The sequence below is a fragment of the Nostoc sp. 'Lobaria pulmonaria (5183) cyanobiont' genome, from assembly GCF_002949795.1.
Classification (GTDB): domain Bacteria; phylum Cyanobacteriota; class Cyanobacteriia; order Cyanobacteriales; family Nostocaceae; genus Nostoc.
Genome location: NZ_CP026692.1, coordinates 6,612,589 through 6,632,910, shown reverse-complemented (window position 1 = coordinate 6,632,910; position 20,322 = coordinate 6,612,589). Strand labels below are relative to the sequence as shown.

Here is a 20,322-nt window from a genome sequence, read left to right as displayed (position 1 = left end):
AGTAGATGAAGTTTTGTCTGAATAACTATAAGGGATGAAATAGCTCTGCTTTCCAAACAGTAAAAAAGGAACAGATTTTTATGACATTTGATTATGATTTGTTTGTCATTGGTGCTGGGCCTGGGGGATTGGCAGCAGCTAAAAAAGCAGCTAGTTATGGTGTACGTGTCGCCATTGCCGAACAAGAAGCCATTGGTGGAACCTGTGTAAATCGCGGCTGCGTTCCAAAAAAGCTGATTGTCTACGCTGCTGACTTCGCCCTAAAAAATCAAATCGCGCACAGTTATGGGTGGAGTGACTGTCAAACATACTTTGACTGGACATTATTTATTAAGTCAGTACATCAGCATATTGACAGCGTTAACCAATCCTATTTTCAGCAATTGCAAAAAGCTGGAATTGAATTAATTTCTCAACATGTCACTTTCATCGATGCCCATACTATCAATGTTGATGGACGCAAAGTTACAACCGACAAAATTTTAATTGCTGTGGGAGGGCAACCCCTTAAGCCCAAAATCCCAGGTATAGAATACGCTATCACATCCCGCGAGATGTTTCAGCTACCCTATCTGCCGAAACGTTTAGCAATTATTGGCGGCGGCTACATTGGCATAGAATTTTCTAGCATGATGCACGCTTTCGGTTGTGAGGTGACGGTGATTGAAAAAGACGGGATGATTTTATCGGGGTTTGATGATGACATTCGCTCTGCTGTACAACAGGGTTTGATTAAACGCGGAATTAAGTTATTCACCAACAGCACCGTTGCTGAAATCAAATTCTCAGAAGAAGGTTTCTTGTTGACTATTACTGGTGAGAGCCAAGAAATAATTACAGCAGATACCATCTTAGTTGCCACAGGTTACGCTCCAAATACCAAAAATCTTGGTTTGGAAAATGCCCATGTTGAACTTGGCGAAGATGGTGCAATCAAAGTAGATGAATACAGCCGCACCAGCCAAGAAAACATTTTTGCTGTGGGTGACTGCACCAGCCGCGTGCAATTGACTCCAGTGGCTAAGGCAGAAGGTATTGCCTTTGCCGATACAGTTTTTGGCAACAAGGCGCAAAAACTAAATTATGATTATGTGCCCACTGCTGTTTTTTGCCGTCCAGAAGCGGCTAGTGTGGGGATGACGGAGGCGAAAGCACGGGAAAAATTTGGTGAATCTGTACAATCCTACTGCACCGAGTTCCAACCACTGTTGTATCAGCTAATCGAACAGGATGAGCCAACCACTATAAAGTTAGTGCTAAATAGTGATTCTGGGCAAGTTTTGGGCGCTCACATGGTGGGTGAACATGCAGCAGATATCATTCAAAGTCTAGGTGTGGCAATTCGCAAGGGCATTACCAAGGAAGATTTGGATGAAACAATAGGCATTCATCCCACGACAGGAGAAGAATTTCTGTCGTTATAGCTGAGTGCTGTTAGCGGATAGCTAAGGTTTAGCCCGTGCTGAGTCAAAACCCAGTTGTTTCAAAACTTTGAGCAATCAATACTGTCCTAATCTGTGTGACTACGGCTATAAATTAAAATCATGTGCAGGGCTGAGTGAAAAAGCCACAAACAGAGAAGGGGGAAATCCTTCTTCTCATCTCCCCATTTTTCTGCCCAATTATACTTTGGCAACTCCAAAAATTAAATTATCTAAATTATTGTATCCAATACAACTATCAGATTTTGCTTCCCCTACTCAAGAACAGCTTCCACAGCGATTGGATATTTTTTTATTTGGAAGTCTCTTGTCCTTCTGAGTAAGATTTTGTAGGAATGCCTAAATCGTCTAAAGTATTCATTAATAAGTCATCTTGTGGGATATTGTGTCTGTGTTGGGAATTTACCAAATCGTCAAGAGCTTGAAGAGCTTTAAGAGCTTCAAGATCCTTAAGAGCTTCTGATGCAGACTGATATCGTTGTTTGAAGTCAGCCAGTACCATTTTACTGAGAATCTGAGCTAGGGAGTGGCTCACCTGAGTGCCTAGTTTACCGCCGTAGGCATCGCTCCATTTAATCTCCCCATTAGCATCTCTATCTAGCTCACGGGGTGCTACACCAGTCAAGGCTTTAATCCCAACCATGCCAACTGCATAGATATCACTACTGTAGTGCGGACGCCCAAAACATTGTTCGCTTGGTGCGTAACCCTGAGTACCAATACCAATGGTGAAAGGGGTTGACTCTGGACGATCGAGTTGTTTGATACCGACTTCCTTGACGGCTCCAAAATCAATCAACACCAGTTTTCCGTCTGAGTGTCGCCGGATGATATTACTGGGTTTAATATCCCGATGAATCACGTGGTTTTCATGGACAAATGTTAATGTTTGCAATAAGTCCCTGATAATTTTGATCGCCGCAATTTCTTCAATTGCTCTACCTGCTAAAAGTTCTTGATTTAAAGGATGACCAATTATCTGTTCTTGCACTAAATAAAATTCTTCGTCTTCTTCAAAATAGGCCAAAAGTTGAGGAATTTGAGCGTGCCTTCCCAATTTTTCTAGTGTTTGTGCCTCTGAGTTAAATAAACGTCTGGCAAGTTGCAATCCTTCTGGTTTGGTGTTGGCTGGTTTTAGTTGTTTGACAACACATCGCGGATTTCCAGGACGTTGGGTATCTTCGGCAATATAGGTTTCACTAAATCCACCGCAACCGAGAACTTTGACAATTTTGTATCGTCTAGCCAAAACTTTCCCTGATAAGGCTAAATCTCGTTGCTGGATTAGGTGTTGGAAGTCATCTTGTTGGCTGATAATCTCTTGGACAACGGGGGAAGTTTTATACTTCTGAAAAATGTCTACCAATTGGCGTTTTCTGATACTTTCCCTGATGACTGAGGTTGCCAAATAGCAAATTCCGGTCATGGCGATCGCGATCATTGGTACACTGGTGGGAAAAATTAACTGACCATAGACAAATAACCCATAACTAATTCCTCCCCAAGCGCCAGACAAGGCGAGGCTATAGAAAAATCTATTGATGCTACGCTTGCGTCTGCTAATCATCAAGGCTGAACTGCCCACTAGCATTAGCACAAACAAACCCTGCAATGGTGGACTCTTAATTCCTGAGGCGATCGCTTTCCCTGACATCAAAGTTGCGATCGCATTGGCGTGAATTTCCACGCCCGACATCGGTTCAGTGCTATTACTACCAGCGACTGGATAATAATCATTATGTAACTGATCTGTTGCACCAATCAGCACGATCTTGTCTTTGAACACCTTTCCTTGCTGCAAATAGGTGTTCCAGTTTTGCGGGTCGAGTACGTGCCAAAAAGGTTTTTGCTCAAATGTTCCCGCAGGCCCCCAAAAATAAATGCGATCGCCTTTTGGTTGAGGATAATTTACTTGTGCTGCCCTCAGAGCTGCTTCATCAAAAGAGAGTCGCTTTTTGGTAAATAAATTATCTTCACCTAAGAACTTGGGAAACTCACTCGCTAATCGATGAACTTTTCCATCGACTTCTAAAGGAAAATTAACTGAGCCAATGGATACTGACCCTGTACGAAACATTTGTTGGGGGTCTGTTAGTTGCGTAAAAGAGCCTTGGTGCGTCTGGGAATTTTCGTAGACGGCTGCTAAGGTAACTTTATTACCATATTTTTGCAATACTGCCTGAAATTGGCGATCGTCTGTAACTCCGTAACTGCTTGCTGTATCAAAAACTACATCTAATGCTACAGCGCGGGCACCTGCTTCGATTAATTTTGTGATTACCTGGGAGTATGCAGCCCGTTTATAAGGATAAGATTTCAGTGTTTCTAAATAGGCATATTGTTTCGGATCTGTTTTATAGTACTGTTCGGGAACCGATATTGACTGATCGTCTATTGCTAAAATTACAATGTCTTCTGGAGGCACAATCGGCCCGCGCAGTTGAAAAAAGCCAGAAAACACCTGATTTTCCATCAATTGAACCAATTCCCCACCAGAAGCACTCAACAGTGCGCCCCCAATTGCCCAAGTACCAGCCAGTAGATGACCTAAGCGAACCATCCACCGGGAGTGGCGAGCAGATGCTGTCGAAGTCACTTTTGTTGGTTTACTTGACAGTCCTTTGGCAGTAGAGACATAGTTTTTAGTTAAGGTAGATGTAGGTTCTTCTGCCATATCGTGTTACTGATTGATTTAAGTCCAACACTTTTATTTATTCAGACCGCGTTTTAGTGTAAGCACATTGAAATAAGACTTAAATGATAATCTTATACATTTGTAAAGTATCTTCTATTTATCAACAAACTTTTATTGGCAGAGCCAGCCCCAAAAAATTCTTACTCAACCACTACTTAATTTATTCTTTTTCTGTTAAATGAGTTACAAGTAGTGATTGTCTCATAGATTGGAGCCGGATATACTCTACCTGTGCATTTGGTTGTGGCAAGATTTTACCCTCACCTAACCAACATACACGTTACTAACTGGGTGCTATACCAGAAGCACTCCCAAGGCTGTCTTCTCTCTTTGGTGCAATGTTGGTAATCTCCATAAACGGTGTCCTGATACTGACAGCTTTACCGAAAGATAGGCATTAATTTATATCTTACCTTAAGCCGATGTTATACCTCTTTAGGAGTAAACTTTAGTGTTATGCAGCGATGAATGCTGTTACTGGGTCAATTTTATGGGTAGATTTTGATCGCCAGGTGGCTCTTGCTGTGCTGGGTGAATCAGGTTAACACCTTGGATCTCAACTCCAATATTGCAGGCGTTTTTATGTCTTGAAAGAGGTAGGATAAAAGCTATAGATAAAGAACTACGTTATAGATATTAGCAAACAAGGCATTTGAAAATTGCTATAATCTATTGTTCCATCTAAATTCATATATATTATTAGGTGTAAATTTGTATGGGTTCTCCAATGAATCGTCTATCTATTTTTGTAGATGGAAACAATATGTTCTATGCTCAACAAAAAAATGGTTGGTTTTTTGACCCGCGGCGAGTCTTAGAATACTTCAAACATGAGCAATCAGAAACAACATTAATTAATGCCTTCTGGTACACTGGCTTAAAAGATCCACAAGACCAGCGAGGTTTCAGAGACGCTCTAATTAGTCTAGGATATACAGTACGAACTAAAATTCTGAAAGAATATTATGATGATACGTCAGGTCGTTACTCGCAAAAAGCGAATTTAGATATTGAAATTGTTGTAGATATGTTTAATACAGTAGACCAGTATGACCGAGTAGTATTATTCAGTGGTGATGGAGATTTTGAAAGAGCAATCGAACTATTACGCTCAAAAAATACACATATTACGGTAGTATCAACAGAAGGAATGATTGCTAGAGAACTACGCAATGCTACTGATAGATATATAGATTTAAATGATATCAGAGATCAAATAGAGAAAACTGAAGGTTAGTAGCTTTAACAATTATTTACAAAAATAAGAGTAAAAGAAAAACTAGGGTTGAAGATATATTAAGCCACAAGTAAACACTAAACACTAAACAACAAACGGCAAATGAGAAACAAAACAGATCGAATCATCATTTTTGATACAACATTGCGAGATGGAGAGCAGTGTCCGGGAGCGACTTTGAATATAGACGAAAAGCTAGTTATTGCCAAGCAATTAGCGCGTCTAGGTGTAGATGTAATTGAAGCAGGCTTTGCCTTTGCCAGTCCTGGAGATTTTGAAGCAGTCAAGAAGATTGCTGAAATTGTCGGGACAGAAAATGGCCCGATAGTTTGTAGTTTGGCAAGAGCGATTAAAGCAGATATTGAAGCGGCTGCTGAAGCATTAAAACCAGCAGTTAATGCCAGAATTCACACATTCATTTCGACTTCTGATATTCATTTAGAGTATCAATTGCGAAAGTCACGGGCAGAAGTGTTAGCGATCGCCGAAGAAATGGTAGCTTATGCCAAGTCCTTCATGATAGATATAGAATTTTCGCCGATGGATGCGGCCCGAACCGATCCAGAATTTTTGTACCAAGTATTAGAACGAGCGATCGCAGCCGGTGCAACAACAGTTAACATTCCCGATACTGTGGGTTACACAACCCCTAGCGAATTTGGAGCCATAATTAAAGGCATTATCGAAAATGTCCCCAACATCGACCAAGCGATTATTTCCGTACACGGTCATAATGATTTAGGCTTGGCAGTTGCTAACTTCTTAGAAGCCGTGAAAAATGGCGCACGGCAACTAGAATGTACCATCAATGGCATTGGCGAACGCGCCGGAAATGCATCACTAGAAGAATTGGTAATGGCGTTGCACGTGCGGCGGCAATATTTTAACCCTTATCTCGGCAGACCAGAAAATTCTCAAGAATCCCTGACAAATATCGACACCCGACAAATTTACAAAACCTCACGCTTAGTTTCCAATTTGACGGGAATGTTGGTACAACCAAATAAAGCGATCGTTGGGGCGAATGCCTTTGCCCATGAGTCTGGAATTCACCAAGATGGTGTGTTAAAGAACAAACTCACTTACGAAATTATGGATGCCCAATTGATTGGCTTAACAGACAATCAAATAGTTTTAGGCAAACATTCAGGTAGAAATGCTTTCCGTACTCGGTTGAAAGAATTGGGCTTTGAACTGTCGGATACTGAATTAAATAAAGCCTTCGTTAGATTCAAAGAAGTAGCAGATAAAAAGAAAGAAATTTCTGATTGGGATTTGGAAGCGATCGTTAACGATGAAATCCAACAAGCACCCGATTTGTTCCGGGTAGAGTTGGTGCAAGTTTCCTGTGGTAGCAACGCCCGTCCTACCGCGACAGTTACCCTGCGTACCCCAGACGGTGAAGAATTAACTGATGCTGCGATCGGTACTGGGCCAGTAGATGCAGTTTACAAAGCCATCAACCGGGTGGTGAATGTACCCAACCAGTTGATTGAGTTTTCTGTGCAGTCAGTAACAGCCGGTATTGATGCCATTGGAGAAGTGACGATTCGTTTACGTTATGAATCTAAAGTATTTTCTGGTCATGCAGCGAACACAGATATCATCGTGGCATCTGCGCAAGCTTATGTAAATGCGTTGAATAGGTTGTATGCATCTTTGCAAACTCAAAAAAAGCCAGAGGAAGTAAGTGCACAGAAAGTCTGAGATTGGATCTGTAAAGCTGCCAGTTTTTAGCTGATGCTAACAAACTCTTCTCCAACTTTGGGGAGGAGTTATTTGTGAGTTGCAAAAATTTGTTGGGAATTATGCTGACAGAAAAACATATAACTATCAGAGAAGCCACCACCAAAGAAGATTCACTGATTGCAAAACACTCTTACCAAATGTGGCTAGATATTGGTGTTGATGAGAGTAATATTATTCTGGAGTGGCAGAATATTACCCTCCAATTTATAGAAGAAGCGCGTCGAGATTTGCTCATGATGAAGAAGTACAGTGGCGAGAAGGAAAACGCCCGGATTATTCATACACCAATGAATTTCTTCATCAAGAGAGTAAATTTCGGCCGCACTGGTTTACCTCCGCTTTGCTCAAGCTTGATTAGCATTGGGATTTAAACGCATCATGATTTTCTCTGGTTCTGTCAAATTTTTAAATCCATAACGGCGATAAAGTCCATGAGCATCTTTTGTGTTTAACATCCACCTTTGAACGTCTTGCAATTCGGGATATTCTAAAATGTATTCTACAAACCATTTTCCTAAACCCTGTCCTCGATAAGGCTCCAAAATAAAAACATCTTTTAACAACGCAGAAGTTGCATAATCAGTGATGACTCTTGCAAAGCCAACTTGTTGATTATCTTCATAAAGTCCAAAACATAAAGAATTGTTTATTGACTTTTCTACAGTGGCTAATGGGATGTTTTCAGCCCAATAAGAAGTTTGTAAAAAATCATGAATCATTTGAATATCTAATTTAGATTTATCGGTATTGATGTAAAATCGATGTTTTAATTCTTCATTCATCTTGCTATATATTTTATTTAATAGATTGAAAAATTATAATTCATTCTTGGGGTCAGTGGTTTGTAGTGTCAAATGATGAAATTACTGAACCATTAGCTGGATAACAGAGGCTATATTCAGCATTCAAGGATATGGGTGCATCTATCATTGATTATGAATCAGTCTACAACCAAATCTTGGCAAGAAGTCCGCACTGCTTTTCAACAAATCTGGGGTTATGAAGATTTCCGTCCACCACAAGGAGAAATTGTTAGCAGTTTATTGGCACAAAAAGATGCGCTGATTATTATGCCCACAGGTGGCGGGAAGTCGATTTGTTTTCAACTTCCCGCACTGCTACAAACAGGATTAACCTTGGTAGTTTCGCCCTTGGTGGCGCTAATGGAAAATCAAGTACAGGAACTACGAGAAAGCCACCAAAAAGCAGCACTTTTGCATAGTGAATTATCTTCATCTCAACGCCGTGCAACTCTGCAAGCTTTAGAACGTCAACAGCTAAGATTACTTTATTTATCGCCCGAAACTTTGCTCAGTGCGCCAGTGTGGGAAAGATTATGTCAGCCGCAATTGCAAATTAATGGCTTAATTTTAGATGAAGCTCATTGTTTAGTACAGTGGGGTGATACTTTTCGCCCAGCTTATCGCAGATTAGGGGCAGTGCGTCCGGCATTGCTCAAATCAAAACCACCAGGAACAAAAATTAGCATCGCCGCTTTTACCGCTACTGCTGACCCCTCAGCCCAAAAAATTATTCAAACAGTTTTACAATTACAGCAACCAGAGATTTTCCGCTTGAATCCCTACCGTCCGAATTTGCATCCCAGCGTTCGCATCGCTTGGACACCACGAGGTAGGAAACAACAATTATTAAAGTTTATTCAAAATAGACCGCAACAATCGGGATTAGTTTATGTTCGCACTCGGAGAGATAGTGAAGATTTAGCCCAATGGTTAGCAGAGATGGGTTTTGCTACAGCTAGTTATCATGCGGGATTAGGTGCAACTGAACGCCGTGAAGTAGAAGCAAGCTGGTTAAGTGGTAAGATACCATTTGTGGTTTGTACCTGTGCGTTTGGCATGGGGATTAATAAATCAGATGTTCGCTGGGTTGCCCATTTTCATGCACCACATCTGCTGTCTGAATATGTGCAAGAAATTGGTCGCGCTGGAAGGGATGGGAAACCGGCAGAGGCGTTAACATTGGTGAGTGAACCTACGGGGTGGTTAGATTCAGGGGATAAGCAAAGACAGGAGTTTTTTCAAGAACAAATGCGATCGCAACAACAAATAGCGCAGCAACTTGTGAAAAAATTACCAAAACAGGGAGAAGTAAATGCAGTAACCCGACAATTTCCCGAAGGTGCGACAGCACTAGCTTTACTCCATAGCAACGGTCAGCTAAACTGGCTTGATCCTTTTCATTACACCATTGGGCAAAAAGCGGGAAATCATTCACCGATGCAATTACACGCTGCTAAACAGATGCAGCAATACCTAACAACCAAGCACTGTCGTTGGCAGTTTTTGTTAAATGCCTTTGGTTTTGATAAAGAGGCAGCTAACTTGCGTTGTGGACATTGTGACAATTGCCGTCAATGAGTATAAAAGACTCATTCACGAGTATAAAAGACTCGTTGGCGAGTATAAAAGACTCGTCGCCGAGTATAAAAGACTCATTCACGAGTATCAAAGACTCGTCGCCGAGTATAAAAGACTCATTCACGAGTATCAAAGACTCGTCGCCGAGTATAAAAGACTCGTCGCCGAGTATAAAAGACTCGTTCACGAGTATCAAAGACTCGTCGCCGAGTATAAAAGACTCATTTCTGAAGATTACTCCCTTGCTAGCTTGTTCGCCGTCAGGTATTCCCGCTACAATAACCTAAATTTTTTTAATAACTGCGATCGCGCAGCGTCTTGTTAGAGAAAGACGCAAAAGAAAAGATAAATAATCTTATCGCAGGACAGGAAGTAAGTAAAAACTTTTTTCTTTCCCCTGCTCCCCTAGATATTCTCTAGCTAGTACAGGCGTAAATAAACATACCATTTAAAATGGCGCAAGAGCTTGGAATATAATTATTTTGACTTTTGACTTTTGACTTTTGACTTTTAACTTCCGCCTTGCGGTACTAGGTTCATCCAATAGGATGAATTGTCATTTTCACCACCAAGTGACAATAGGGTAGTCAAGTAGAGGATAAAAATATGTCATCTGCTCAAGCGCCCTCCCTACCACCGTTGATTCCGCGCGAAATCCTGTTTGGGAATCCCGAAAAAACTAGCCCACAACTCTCCCCTGATGGCAAGTACTTGGCATATATCGCCCCTGATGAGAAAAATGTCTTGCAGGTATGGTTGCGAACTATAGGACAAGAAGACGACAAGATACTAACTGCTGATAAAAAGCGTGGTATCCGCATTTTCTTCTGGACTTATAACGCCGACCAGTTGATTTATATGCAGGACTCGGATGGCGATGAGAACTTTCACCTCCACTTAGTTAATATTCACTCCAAGATTGTGCGTGACTTAACGCCATTCCAGGGTGTGAAGGCCGAACTTGTGGAACTAGAACCAAAATTTCCAGATGAAGCGCTGGTAGCGTTGAACTTGAACAATCCTCAAAAGTTTGACGTTTACCGTATCAACCTCAAAAATGGTGCGGTTGAGTTCGACACTGATAACCCCGGTAACATTATCAGTTGGACATCTAACGCCCAGTTACAAATACGTGCAGCAACAGCTAGTACACCCGATGGTGGTTACGATTTATTGTTGCAGAAACCTGATAAACAGTGGGAAATTCTTCGCCACTGGGGGGCAGAAGAGGAAGGGAATTCTGTTAGCTTCTCAGATGATGGCAAAACCCTTTATATTCAAGGGAATCATGATGCTAACGCCAAACGTCTGCTAGCTGTTGACCTAGAAACCCGTCAAGAAACTGTGATTGCTGAAGATCAGCAGTATGATGTCGTGGGGATAATTATTCACCCACTAACGCGAGTTATTCAAGCAGTTTCTTTCTACAAAGATAAACAAGAATGGCAGGTAATCGATCGCAGCATCGTCGCAGATTTTGAGGAAATCGCCAAGGTGCGTCCTGGAGAATTCTCTATAATTAGCCGCGACTTGGAAGAGAAAACCTGGTTAGTAGCTTATAGAACTGACAATGGGCCAGTTTATTACTATGCCTATAACCGAGAGTCCAAAACTAGCACTTTCCTTTTTAGCAACCAACCCAAATTGGAAGCGTTGCAGTTAGCCTCAATGCAACCGATTTCCTACGAGTCGCGGGATGGTTTAACTATCCACAGTTACTTAACAACTCCTGTAGGAATACCGACGCAGAATCTCCCAACAGTCCTGCTGGTTCATGGTGGCCCTTGGGCGCGGGATACTTGGGGTTTTTCTCCCACAACGCAATGGCTAGCTAACCGGGGTTATGCCGTGTTGCAAGTCAACTTTCGCGGTTCCACAGGCTATGGTAAAGCATTTTTGAATGCTGGAAATCGGGAATGGGGTGGCACAATGCACGATGACTTGATTGACAGCGTGAACTGGCTGGTAGAAAAAGGCATTTCTGATCCGCAAAAGATTGCGATTATGGGCGGTTCTTATGGAGGTTACGCCACCTTAGCGGGGTTGACTTTTACACCCGAAATCTTTGCTGCTGGCGTGGATATTGTCGGGCCGAGTAACTTGATTACCCTGATACAAACTATACCGCCCTATTGGGAACCGATCAAAGCAATGATTTATCATCGCATTGGCAACTTGGAGACAGAAGAGGAGTTTCTCAAATCGCGATCGCCTTTATTCTTCGTTGACCGGATTCAAAAACCTTTACTCATTGGTCAAGGTGCAAACGATCCGCGAGTGAAACAATCAGAAAGCGATCAAATTGTCAATGCCATGCAACAGGCTGGTTTACCAGTGCAATATGCACTTTATAGCGATGAAGGACATGGTTTTGCCAGACCAGAAAATCGGTTGCACTTTTTTGCGATCGCAGAAGAGTTTCTCGCCAAATACTTAGGTGGCAGATTTGAGCCTTTGGCAGATATCCCAGGTCATTCAGGAATAGTTAAATAAAGCCTCACGCATGGTGGTTAGTGTCATTCACTGACCACCTTAATATTTTTAATTTGGAAGGATTCATCCATACAACAACTGATTCCTAATTTCATCAGCCGTTAGTGTGCTTACCAGAATCCCAATCCGTTGTGCGACTTCATAAGCATTTTTCTGAGGCACAACGATAATCCCAAAATGTTCTCTATCCTGCTCCATATACTGAAGATGCAACCGCTCAAAATCGACACGGTTATGTGTCAGAATACATCTGCCTACAGAAGTTGCAAATTCCAGTTGCTCACGGTCAGTTTTGCCGAGAGATCCTTGTTCAGGAACAGTTGTGATATCCAGACCGCGCGATCGCAACAGTCTAGCAACCAACGCTGACATATCCTCATCATTGTAAAGTGCAGCAAAAACCGTCACGATGTCCCCAATATAGCTTTTACAGATGGGTGTATTAATTCATCGGGTACTCGGTTTCGCTCAATGTATTCATTAATTTCGGTTTGATGATCGAGATAAAAACTCAAGGCATCAAACACTTGTGCCAGCGTCAAATGTGGCAAATGGTTCAGGATTTCTTCTGGCATAATCCCCAACCGCCACAAACCGACAATGGCACGAACAGATGTCCGAGTACCTATAATAATTGGCTCTCCACTCAAAATTTCAGGGTTACGGGTAACGTAGCGCGAGGAGGTTTCAGCGAACATAGAATAAATCACTCAGCAGAACTGGCGTTGCCTTTAGTTTACCAATAGTTATGGTCAGCAGCAGGCTGGTTTGCCAGACTAGAAAATCGCTTGATCAAGGGATGCGATCGCAGAAGAGTTTCTCGCCAAATACTAGTGTTAAGAGGTTAAATCAAATTGTCAAAGTCAGAATCTACCAGAGGGACCACTAGTAGAGCTTGGCGGAATAACTAAAGGAGTCTTACTTCCATAAAAAGTAATGCCATTATCCTTTAGCAGAGAAAACCAAGGATCTTTAGATACATAATCGACTCCTTTAGATAAATGCCCTTGTAGATTAGCTTCATAACAAAGGAGCCATTGCTCACCATAAAGTTCATCTTCATTTAAAAATTGTTCCCATGTACTTGTATCTAAACTTTCTTTAATCTGTCCTTGCTTACGTGCATTTAAAGCTAAAATTGCTACTATAGAATCTTCCATTTTAGAAATAGACTCTGTAGCTAGCTTGTTAATTGATAAGTCAAATACCATTGCTGACCAAATAGCCCAAGCTACTTCACTGCTATGTCCAAGTATTGCATTTCTGTAGATTTGAAAGTTAATAACTTCTTCAAGCAAGGATAAGTTAATGTTATATTTGTTTACCTTCTTTTCTTGAATTATTGAAAGAGAATCACGTAAAGTACTAGGTTCAATAGTAATTGACTGTAAGAGAAGGCTTTCAAGAAGAGGCCAATTCTCTATGTCAAGATTGTTAATATTACTAATTCGTGCAACTGCATATTTAAGTACTGGTTCCCCAGGAAATTCATTTATAAGTTGAAATGCTTTATCAAAATAACGAATAATATCTTGCATTTGTGTAAGCCTACTTTCGCTAAATTTATAGTCAGATAGTTCTAAAACCCATATTGAATCCAAAGAACACGGTAACTCAATAATTTTGGTTTTCTCAGAGTTGATAGTCAATTCAAACTCGGAAAGTACCTGTTGAATTTGGCTTAAAGCTGATTCAGCATCTGAAATATTTTGAAATACAAACTCATAATCATCACTATAACGGAAGCCTTTAAATGGATAACTACAAGTGCTTTTTAATCGCTTTTCTAGTTCTATATCTGTTGTACAAAGTATCAGTTCGGCAATGACTAATGAAGTATCTGGCCCAATAGGAATACCTAGCGTTTGACCATCTTGACTATTTCTCAAAATTTTATCAAGATTATTTCCCAGAAGAGTCATGTCATTTCTCTGTTGTTTAGCCAATGATTTCCCATGTATTGCCCAAGGAATACTATGAGTGTAAATAGATTGATAAAATCGAGAAATGTCTGTATGTAATATATATCTTCCTGCTATTCTATTTTTAGCTCTTTCAACAGGAATTAAGTAGAAATCAAGTACAGGTGAAATAGAACGTTCCCGCTGTGGAAGGGGGGTATAAGTAGGCTTACTTTTGGAAAAATTGGAACGTTTTGTTATTTGATTAATTGTAGACCAATTACTATCTAACAAATCAGAAATTTCTAAGAAAAATACTGGATTTGGAATACCTAAATTTCTTCTTAATGAGTTATATCTAATATGATTATGACTATAAATTTTTGCAGTTTTCTTAGGGTAACGTGGAAACGATATTTTACTACAAGTAGCAAAGTCAGCAAGGGAAATTGTATTAAAAGGAGGAGGTAGTTCTTTTGGGAGATATCCTCTAGCTATTAAATCTCTTCTATTCATCTTTAGTATCTTAGGATTACAGGATTTACTATAAGATATGTTGCCCTGAAATCGAGACGAAAGCAATCGTAATTGCAGTTAATAGAATGGAGTAACTATACTCAAGAAAGGCTTTTGTACGTTAAAGAAGCTCTTTCAGCTGCAACTACGCAAGAAAACTGAGCGATCGCACCTCTAAAATCATTTCGTCTGTCTGCCTTTTAACCGCATTGCTTTATCCAGCATTTAGTACTTGCTCTGCTGTTAGCTGTAACTCTGGGAAAATAGTAGATGCGATCGCAGTATTTCCTGCAAATCTGGTTTCTTCATAAAACCCGTCAACTAATATCAGTACGGTGACTCTGTTCATTTGTGGATCAACAATCCAATATTCAGCAATTCCCCTAGCGGCATACTCGGAACGTTTGTAGCGATAGTCCCGATCTTCGTTAGCTTTGCCAGGAGAAACAACTTCGACAACTAATGCTGGAGGTGGCATATCCACAGTGATTGTGGATCGCGTTGCACCTTCTAAGGCTGTTGCAAGGTCATCCGTCAGCACAACTAAGTCAGGAATGCGAGTTGTCGCACGAGAACCAGCAACAACAATTTCAGCTTTGTTACTCAACCGATTGAACGGGACGAACTTGAGGAAATTTACCAGCAAAAAAAGAGATATCTGAACATTTTTTGGGCTTTCGGGTGGCATGGCAACTAACTCACCTGCCACCAGTTCATACTGGCTATCCGTGCCATCGTCATACTTCAAATATTCCTCAAGCCTTAGATGTTTGCCAGTGATTGCAGTCATATCACGTCAACAAAAGTTACGTAATGATAGTTTACCAAATTCATCAATCTTAGTCTATTATTTAAAACCACAGATAATTCATGGATATTTATCTGTGGTTATATTTTCATCCAATTGACTTTTGCAATAGATTTAGTAAACGCCTGATTCATGAATAGCGATCGCTTCCCTAAAATTGCTGCAAAAACCGCAAATCGCTAGCATACAAGCGGCGAATATCATCGATTTGGTGTAACACCATTGCAAAGCGTTCTACACCAAAACCGGCAGCAAACCCTGTATAAACTTCTGGGTCATAACCCACAGACTTAAGTACATTTGGATCGACCATACCGCAGCCCATCACCTCCAGCCAGCGACCATTCCACTGCAAATCTACCTCAGCCGAGGGTTCGGTAAAGGGGAAATAACTGGCGCGGAAGCGAATTGGTAAATCGCCAAATATTGCTTGTAAAAATACTTTAATAGTGCCCTTGAGGTCTGTAAAAGTTAGTCCCTCGTCAATGGCTAAAAGTTCTATTTGATGGAAAACTGCTGAGTGAGTCGCGTCTACATTATCTCGTCGATAAACTCGCCCTGGAGCCACAACTCGAATCGGTGGTTCTTCTCTTTCCATGTAACGAATTTGTACTGACGAAGTATGAGTCCGTAAAAGATTCCCATCTGGCAGATAGAAGGTATCCTGCATATCACGGGCGGGGTGGTCAGGCGGGGTATTGAGAGCCTCGAAATTATAGTAATCTGTTTCCATCTCTGGCCCTTCAGCCACGGTGTAGCCCATACCAACAAAGATATCCAATGCCCGGTCAATAATGCCATTGAGGGGATGAATGCGACCTTGAGGGCTGTAAATTCCCGGCATAGTTACATCCAGAGTTTCAGCCTCTAGCAAAGCTTGAATTTGCGCGGATTCTAAGGCAGCACGTTGCTGGTCTAGACTAGTTTGCAGGGATTCTTTGACTGTATTGGCGATCGCTCCAATTTTCGGTCGTTCCTCTGCACTCATCTGCCCCATACTTCGCAACAGCGCCCCCAGTTCCCCTTTTTTACCCAGATAGTTAACTCTGAGTTCCTCCAGACGTTCTAAGGTGTTGGCGGCTGCGATCGCTTTTTCTCCTGACTGCCGCAGTGCTAAAAGTTGAGCTTCTAAATTGCTAGTCATTAGTTATTAGTCATTGGTCATTAGTCATTAGTCTATAGTCAAAAGCTGTGAACTGGTTGATAAATAAACTTACAGTCATACCATTAACATCAGCTAAAGGTGAGGGTTGAAACCAAACCTCTGTTTATCAGTTAGAGATGATTGGGCTAGTAGAGCGGGCGCGTAAATCCAGCTAACATCTCACTTCACCAGACTTGGGGATTGAGCAGCTTGTCTTAAAGGTAAGCAAAATTCCGCCACACTGTCTAGTGAGTATAAATGTTTTTTTGCTGCTTGTGACCTCAGACATTGACAAATGGCTAATAACAAATAACTAATAACTAATGACCAATGACTAATGACTATGAAATTACTAATTAGCAACGATGATGGCATTTCTGCTTTGGGGATTCGTACCCTAGCCAACTATTTGGCAGAGGCTGGTCATGATGTGAGTGTAGTTTGCCCAGATCGAGAGCGATCGGCAACTGGACACGGGTTAACTTTACACCAACCGATTCGCGCCGAGATTGTCGAAGAGATTTTTCATCCTGCTGTCAAAGCTTGGGCTTGTGATGGTACGCCTTCAGATTGCGTCAAATTGGCGCTGTGGGCTTTATTGGAAACTCCCCCAGATTTAGTTCTCTCTGGTATTAATCAAGGTGCAAATTTGGGAACTGAAATTCTGTATTCTGGCACTGTTTCTGCGGCAATGGAAGGTCTAATTGAAGGCATTCCCAGCATAGCACTGAGTCTTATGAGTCACACATCTAAAGACTTTCAACCTGCTGCTAAGTTTGCCACAGTTCTCGTAGACCAGTTAGCCCAAAAACCTCTGCCAGATTTAATGTTGCTCAACGTCAACATTCCTGCGGTCAAATGGGAAGAAATTGCCGGAGTTACTCTCACTCGTCAAGGAACGCGGCATTACATTGATGTGTTTAATAAACGAGTCGATCCTCGTGGAAAAACGTACTACTGGTTAACCGGAGAGGTAATTGAGGATGTGGAACCCCCAAGCGGATTAAATCTGCCTCAAAATGTACCTACAGATGTGGAAGTTGTACGTAAAAACTACATCAGTATTACTCCGTTACAATACAATCTTACTTACGCAACTGGATTAGAAAAATTATCGGAGTGGGAATTCAATTTTCCTGGAATCATTTAGTTTATCAGGACAAAAATGGGGTTATTCAAATGCATCACGGAAAAATGTAGGCTATAACGTAGGGGCAATCTTGAAATAACCGATACACATTCACTCTAAAACCTGGGAAATTCTAACTGACTATTTCATTCACATTTACACAATCAGCCAGAAACAGGATATGCTGTTTTACCAAGAAATCTTCCCTCTAGCAAAATCGGTGAGACAGCATAAACTTCGACAAAAGAAGTAACAATTCTTTCATTTATCGCCCGCTCAGTCCAGCAAGCAACACCCATGTCTAGGATAGAGAATCAATTTACCGTACAATTTTGGGGCGTTCGTGGCAGCATCCCCAGCCCAGGGCCACACACTGTTCGTTACGGCGGTAATACCCCTTGCATATCAATGCAAGCGGGCGATAAACGCTTAGTTTTCGATGCTGGCACGGGACTACATGTTTTGGGGCAATCTTTGTTGCGCCAAATGCCATTAGAAGCTCATATATTTTTTACTCACTCTCACTGGGATCACATGCAAGGTTTTCCCTTCTTTACACCAGGGTTTGTAAAGGGGAATAACTTTCATATTTACGGCGCGATCGCACCTGATGGTTCTACCATAGAACAGCGCCTCAACGATCAAATGTTGCACCCGAACTTTCCCGTACCCTTGCAAATTATGCAAGCCAATTTAAATTTCTACGATATTCGATCGGGGCAACCAATCCACATTGATGAAGTTACTGTAGAAACAGCACCTTTAAACCATCCAGGTGAAGCTATAGGATACCGCGTCAACTGGCGTGGTGGTGCTGCTACTTACATCACTGATACCGAACATTTTCCCGATCGACTCGATGACAATGTGTTATGGCTAGCTCGTAATGCTGACATTCTGGTTTACGATTCTACCTACACAGACGAGGAATACCACTCGCCAAAATCCCCGAAAATTGGCTGGGGGCATTCTACCTGGCAAGAAGCGGTAAAAGTAGCACAAGCTGCTAACGTCAAAACTCTGGTGATTTACCACCACGATCCGGCGCACGATGACGACTTTTTGGATCGTGTAGGTAAAGAAGCCGCTGAAAAATTTCCTGGTGCTATTATGGCACGGGAAGGATTGGTACTTCAGGTTCCGACCTCAGCTGTCTTATCAGAATCTTTTCCTGTTAGCAAGTTTTCTACCTAAAGATTGCGATCGGAGGAATTGGAGATTTTAGATTAGATTGGTGATCAGAGGCTTTCAGCACCAGAGCGTCCCTGTTAGGTTGTACGGTGAGACAGCGCTGCCCAGAGTTGTCAAAGCGCCGACCACAGCATTGAGGCGACAACAAGAAGGACAAACTTTATAGATTCACCAACACAGCCCAGACACCCACTGACACCCTAAGATTGCGGCTGACGATCGCACTAAAACCTCGTTGAAGTCTCAACAAAGAACTAGAGCCTTTTTAGCTCTGGTATTTGGGGTTATCTGGACTTAGCAATTAGCTCTCAAGCTGATGGCACAAGAAACCATCTTGGGCGACTTCCCTTGGGTTAGGCTTTTGGCTGATAGCTAAAAGGGGTGGCATCAACACCCAACACCCTGGCTGATAGCACAAGACCTCATGGGCAGTTGGTGAATGTCCTGCTTAAGGCGGTTTACCATAGGGTAACTTCCTGCTGATAGCTAAAATAAACCTAAAATCTCAGAATCCACGTGCTAAATTTGTCTAAAAATGGGTGTTCTGTGCGGGTTGCTTTTTCAAGCGAAGGGCTACTAACGCCGACTGCTGTTGCCCTTGGTAAGTTTGATGGTGTTCATCTTGGGCATCAAAGGGTAATTCAACCAGTCTTGCACGCTGGTGGTCATTTGTCAGTAGCTAGTAGTCCGCAGTCAAAGGAAAATCAACTGACAAATCCAGAATATACCTACTCAACAGTTGTCACCTTTGACCCCCATCCACAGGAGTTCTTTACGGGGCAACCCCGGACTTTGTTAACGCCACTGGATGAAAAAGTCCAACAATTGCGATCGCTTGGGGTAGAGCAATTGGTACTACTACCCTTTGACAAAGAATTGTCTGCGTTGACCCCCGAAGAATTTGTCGAAAAAATTCTCGTGCAACAACTGCGATGCCAACGAATTAGCATCGGGCAGGATTTTTGTTTTGGCGAAAAGCGCAGTGGTACTGCTCAAGATTTGCAATTACTCGCCGCCAAGCACAATATTCCCGTTACCATCGTTCCCTTACAAACTTATACAGGTGATTCGTCCACCCAAACCAATTGTGTCAGTACTACTCCGACTCAAGATGCCCGCATTAGCACTTCATTGATCCGCCAAACCCTTGAGCAGGGAGACATCGAAAACGCAAATCTATTATTAGGACGCCCCTACACCCTCCTTGGTGATGTCGTTCAAGGTCAACAATTGGGCAGAACAATTGGCTTTCCCACTGCTAACCTCCAACTACCAAAAGAAAAGTTTGTGCCCCGCCAAGGAGTTTACGCTGTCCGCGTTTTCACTCTCGATGAAATATCAGATACCGCTCCTAGTGAGAACTTGGGCGTCATGAATATCGGTAATCGTCCAACTGTAAACGGCACTTATTCATCTGCGGAAGTACATTTATTCAATTGGTCAGGTGATTTGTATGGCAAAAAACTGGTTGTGCAGCTAGTTAAATTTTTGCGCTCCGAACAAAAATTTCCTTCTATCGAAGCCCTGAAAACACAAATTCAACTTGACTGCGTTGTTGCTAGAGAAGTTTTGAGTGCTTAGTGGGAACAATAGATAGGGCATTGGGCATGGGAAGAGGCAGAGGTGCAAAGGGGAT

At 41.9% G+C, this 20,322-nt stretch carries 17 protein-coding genes; 10 read left to right on the top strand and 7 right to left on the bottom strand.

The genetic code is table 11. The features are described 5' to 3' along the window. Positions 1 to 80 precede the first annotated feature (80 nt). Positions 81 to 1,424: a glutathione-disulfide reductase gene (gorA, locus tag NLP_RS29445; RefSeq protein WP_104909414.1), complete on the top strand. Its 1,344-nt coding sequence runs from the start codon at positions 81 to 83 to the stop codon at positions 1,422 to 1,424. Positions 1,425 to 1,734: 310 nt separating this feature from the next. Here the strand turns inward: gorA and NLP_RS29440 are convergent, their stop codons facing one another. Then, entirely contained in the window at positions 1,735 to 4,116 is a 2,382-nt protein-coding gene (locus NLP_RS29440) for a CHASE2 domain-containing serine/threonine-protein kinase (RefSeq protein WP_104909413.1), read from the bottom strand. 736 nt (positions 4,117 to 4,852) lie between these two features. On the opposite strand from NLP_RS29440, the gene NLP_RS29435 reads away from it, so the two are divergent. The 3 genes from NLP_RS29435 to NLP_RS33755 all read left to right on the top strand — a co-directional run bounded on the left by NLP_RS29435 (position 4,853) and on the right by NLP_RS33755 (position 7,494). Next, positions 4,853 to 5,374: a LabA-like NYN domain-containing protein gene (locus tag NLP_RS29435; RefSeq protein ID WP_041565194.1), complete on the top strand. Its 522-nt coding sequence runs from the start codon at positions 4,853 to 4,855 to the stop codon at positions 5,372 to 5,374. 102 nt (positions 5,375 to 5,476) lie between these two features. After that, on the top strand, positions 5,477 to 7,081 hold the full coding sequence (locus NLP_RS29430) for a 2-isopropylmalate synthase (RefSeq protein WP_104909412.1): 1,605 nt from the start codon (positions 5,477 to 5,479) through the stop codon (positions 7,079 to 7,081). A 74-nt stretch (positions 7,082 to 7,155) separates the two neighbouring features. Beyond that, positions 7,156 to 7,494: a hypothetical protein gene (locus NLP_RS33755; protein ID WP_158680580.1), complete on the top strand. Its 339-nt coding sequence runs from the start codon at positions 7,156 to 7,158 to the stop codon at positions 7,492 to 7,494. Here the strand turns inward: NLP_RS33755 and NLP_RS29425 are convergent. Next, the gene (locus NLP_RS29425; RefSeq protein ID WP_104909411.1) at positions 7,468 to 7,905 is read right to left on the bottom strand and encodes a GNAT family N-acetyltransferase; all 438 of its coding nucleotides are present in this window, start codon (positions 7,903 to 7,905) and stop codon (positions 7,468 to 7,470) included. The genes NLP_RS33755 and NLP_RS29425 overlap by 27 nt on opposite strands. Before the next feature lie 153 nt (positions 7,906 to 8,058). On the opposite strand from NLP_RS29425, the gene NLP_RS29420 reads away from it, so the two are divergent. From NLP_RS29420 to NLP_RS29410, 3 genes are all read left to right on the top strand, one after another. Then, positions 8,059 to 9,504, top strand: coding sequence for a RecQ family ATP-dependent DNA helicase (locus NLP_RS29420; protein WP_104909410.1), 1,446 nt, complete (start codon positions 8,059 to 8,061; stop codon positions 9,502 to 9,504). Next, positions 9,476 to 9,829, top strand: a complete 354-nt coding sequence (locus NLP_RS29415) for a hypothetical protein (protein ID WP_234017111.1) — start codon at positions 9,476 to 9,478, stop codon at positions 9,827 to 9,829. Before NLP_RS29420 ends, NLP_RS29415 begins: the two co-directional genes overlap by 29 nt. A gap of 281 nt (positions 9,830 to 10,110) precedes the next feature. After that, positions 10,111 to 11,997: a S9 family peptidase gene (locus NLP_RS29410; RefSeq protein ID WP_104909409.1), complete on the top strand. Its 1,887-nt coding sequence runs from the start codon at positions 10,111 to 10,113 to the stop codon at positions 11,995 to 11,997. 63 nt (positions 11,998 to 12,060) lie between these two features. Here the strand turns inward: NLP_RS29410 and NLP_RS29405 are convergent, their stop codons facing one another. The 5 genes from NLP_RS29405 to pheS form a co-directional block, all read right to left on the bottom strand. Continuing rightward, complete coding sequence (locus NLP_RS29405) at positions 12,061 to 12,405, bottom strand: DUF5615 family PIN-like protein (protein WP_104909408.1); 345 nt, start codon at positions 12,403 to 12,405, stop codon at positions 12,061 to 12,063. Beyond that, positions 12,402 to 12,695: a DUF433 domain-containing protein gene (locus tag NLP_RS29400; protein WP_104909407.1), complete on the bottom strand. Its 294-nt coding sequence runs from the start codon at positions 12,693 to 12,695 to the stop codon at positions 12,402 to 12,404. The genes NLP_RS29405 and NLP_RS29400 overlap by 4 nt, the downstream gene beginning before the upstream one ends. A 165-nt stretch (positions 12,696 to 12,860) precedes the next feature. Continuing rightward, positions 12,861 to 14,414, bottom strand: a complete 1,554-nt coding sequence (locus NLP_RS29395; protein ID WP_104909406.1) for an RNA-directed DNA polymerase — start codon at positions 14,412 to 14,414, stop codon at positions 12,861 to 12,863. 214 nt (positions 14,415 to 14,628) lie between these two features. Beyond that, positions 14,629 to 15,204, bottom strand: a complete 576-nt coding sequence (locus NLP_RS29390) for a Uma2 family endonuclease (RefSeq protein ID WP_104909405.1) — start codon at positions 15,202 to 15,204, stop codon at positions 14,629 to 14,631. A 169-nt stretch (positions 15,205 to 15,373) separates the two neighbouring features. Further along, on the bottom strand, positions 15,374 to 16,366 hold the full coding sequence (gene pheS / locus NLP_RS29385) for a phenylalanine--tRNA ligase subunit alpha (RefSeq protein WP_104909404.1): 993 nt from the start codon (positions 16,364 to 16,366) through the stop codon (positions 15,374 to 15,376). Positions 16,367 to 16,709: 343 nt separating this feature from the next. Here pheS and surE point away from each other — a divergent pair, with 343 nt between their 5' ends. The 3 genes from surE (at position 16,710) to NLP_RS29370 (ending at position 20,267) form a co-directional block, all read left to right on the top strand. Continuing rightward, entirely contained in the window at positions 16,710 to 17,516 is an 807-nt protein-coding gene (gene surE / locus NLP_RS29380; protein ID WP_104909403.1) for a 5'/3'-nucleotidase SurE, read from the top strand. A 276-nt stretch (positions 17,517 to 17,792) separates the two neighbouring features. Further along, positions 17,793 to 18,689 carry an MBL fold metallo-hydrolase gene (locus tag NLP_RS29375; protein ID WP_104909402.1) on the top strand — a complete coding sequence of 299 codons (897 nt, stop codon included), beginning with the start codon at positions 17,793 to 17,795 and terminating at the stop codon, positions 18,687 to 18,689. Between the two features lie 513 nt (positions 18,690 to 19,202). Beyond that, positions 19,203 to 20,267 (top strand): bifunctional riboflavin kinase/FAD synthetase, encoded by a 1,065-nt coding sequence (locus NLP_RS29370; RefSeq protein WP_104909401.1) that lies wholly within the window; start codon positions 19,203 to 19,205, stop codon positions 20,265 to 20,267. The last annotated feature ends 55 nt before the right edge of the window (positions 20,268 to 20,322 follow it).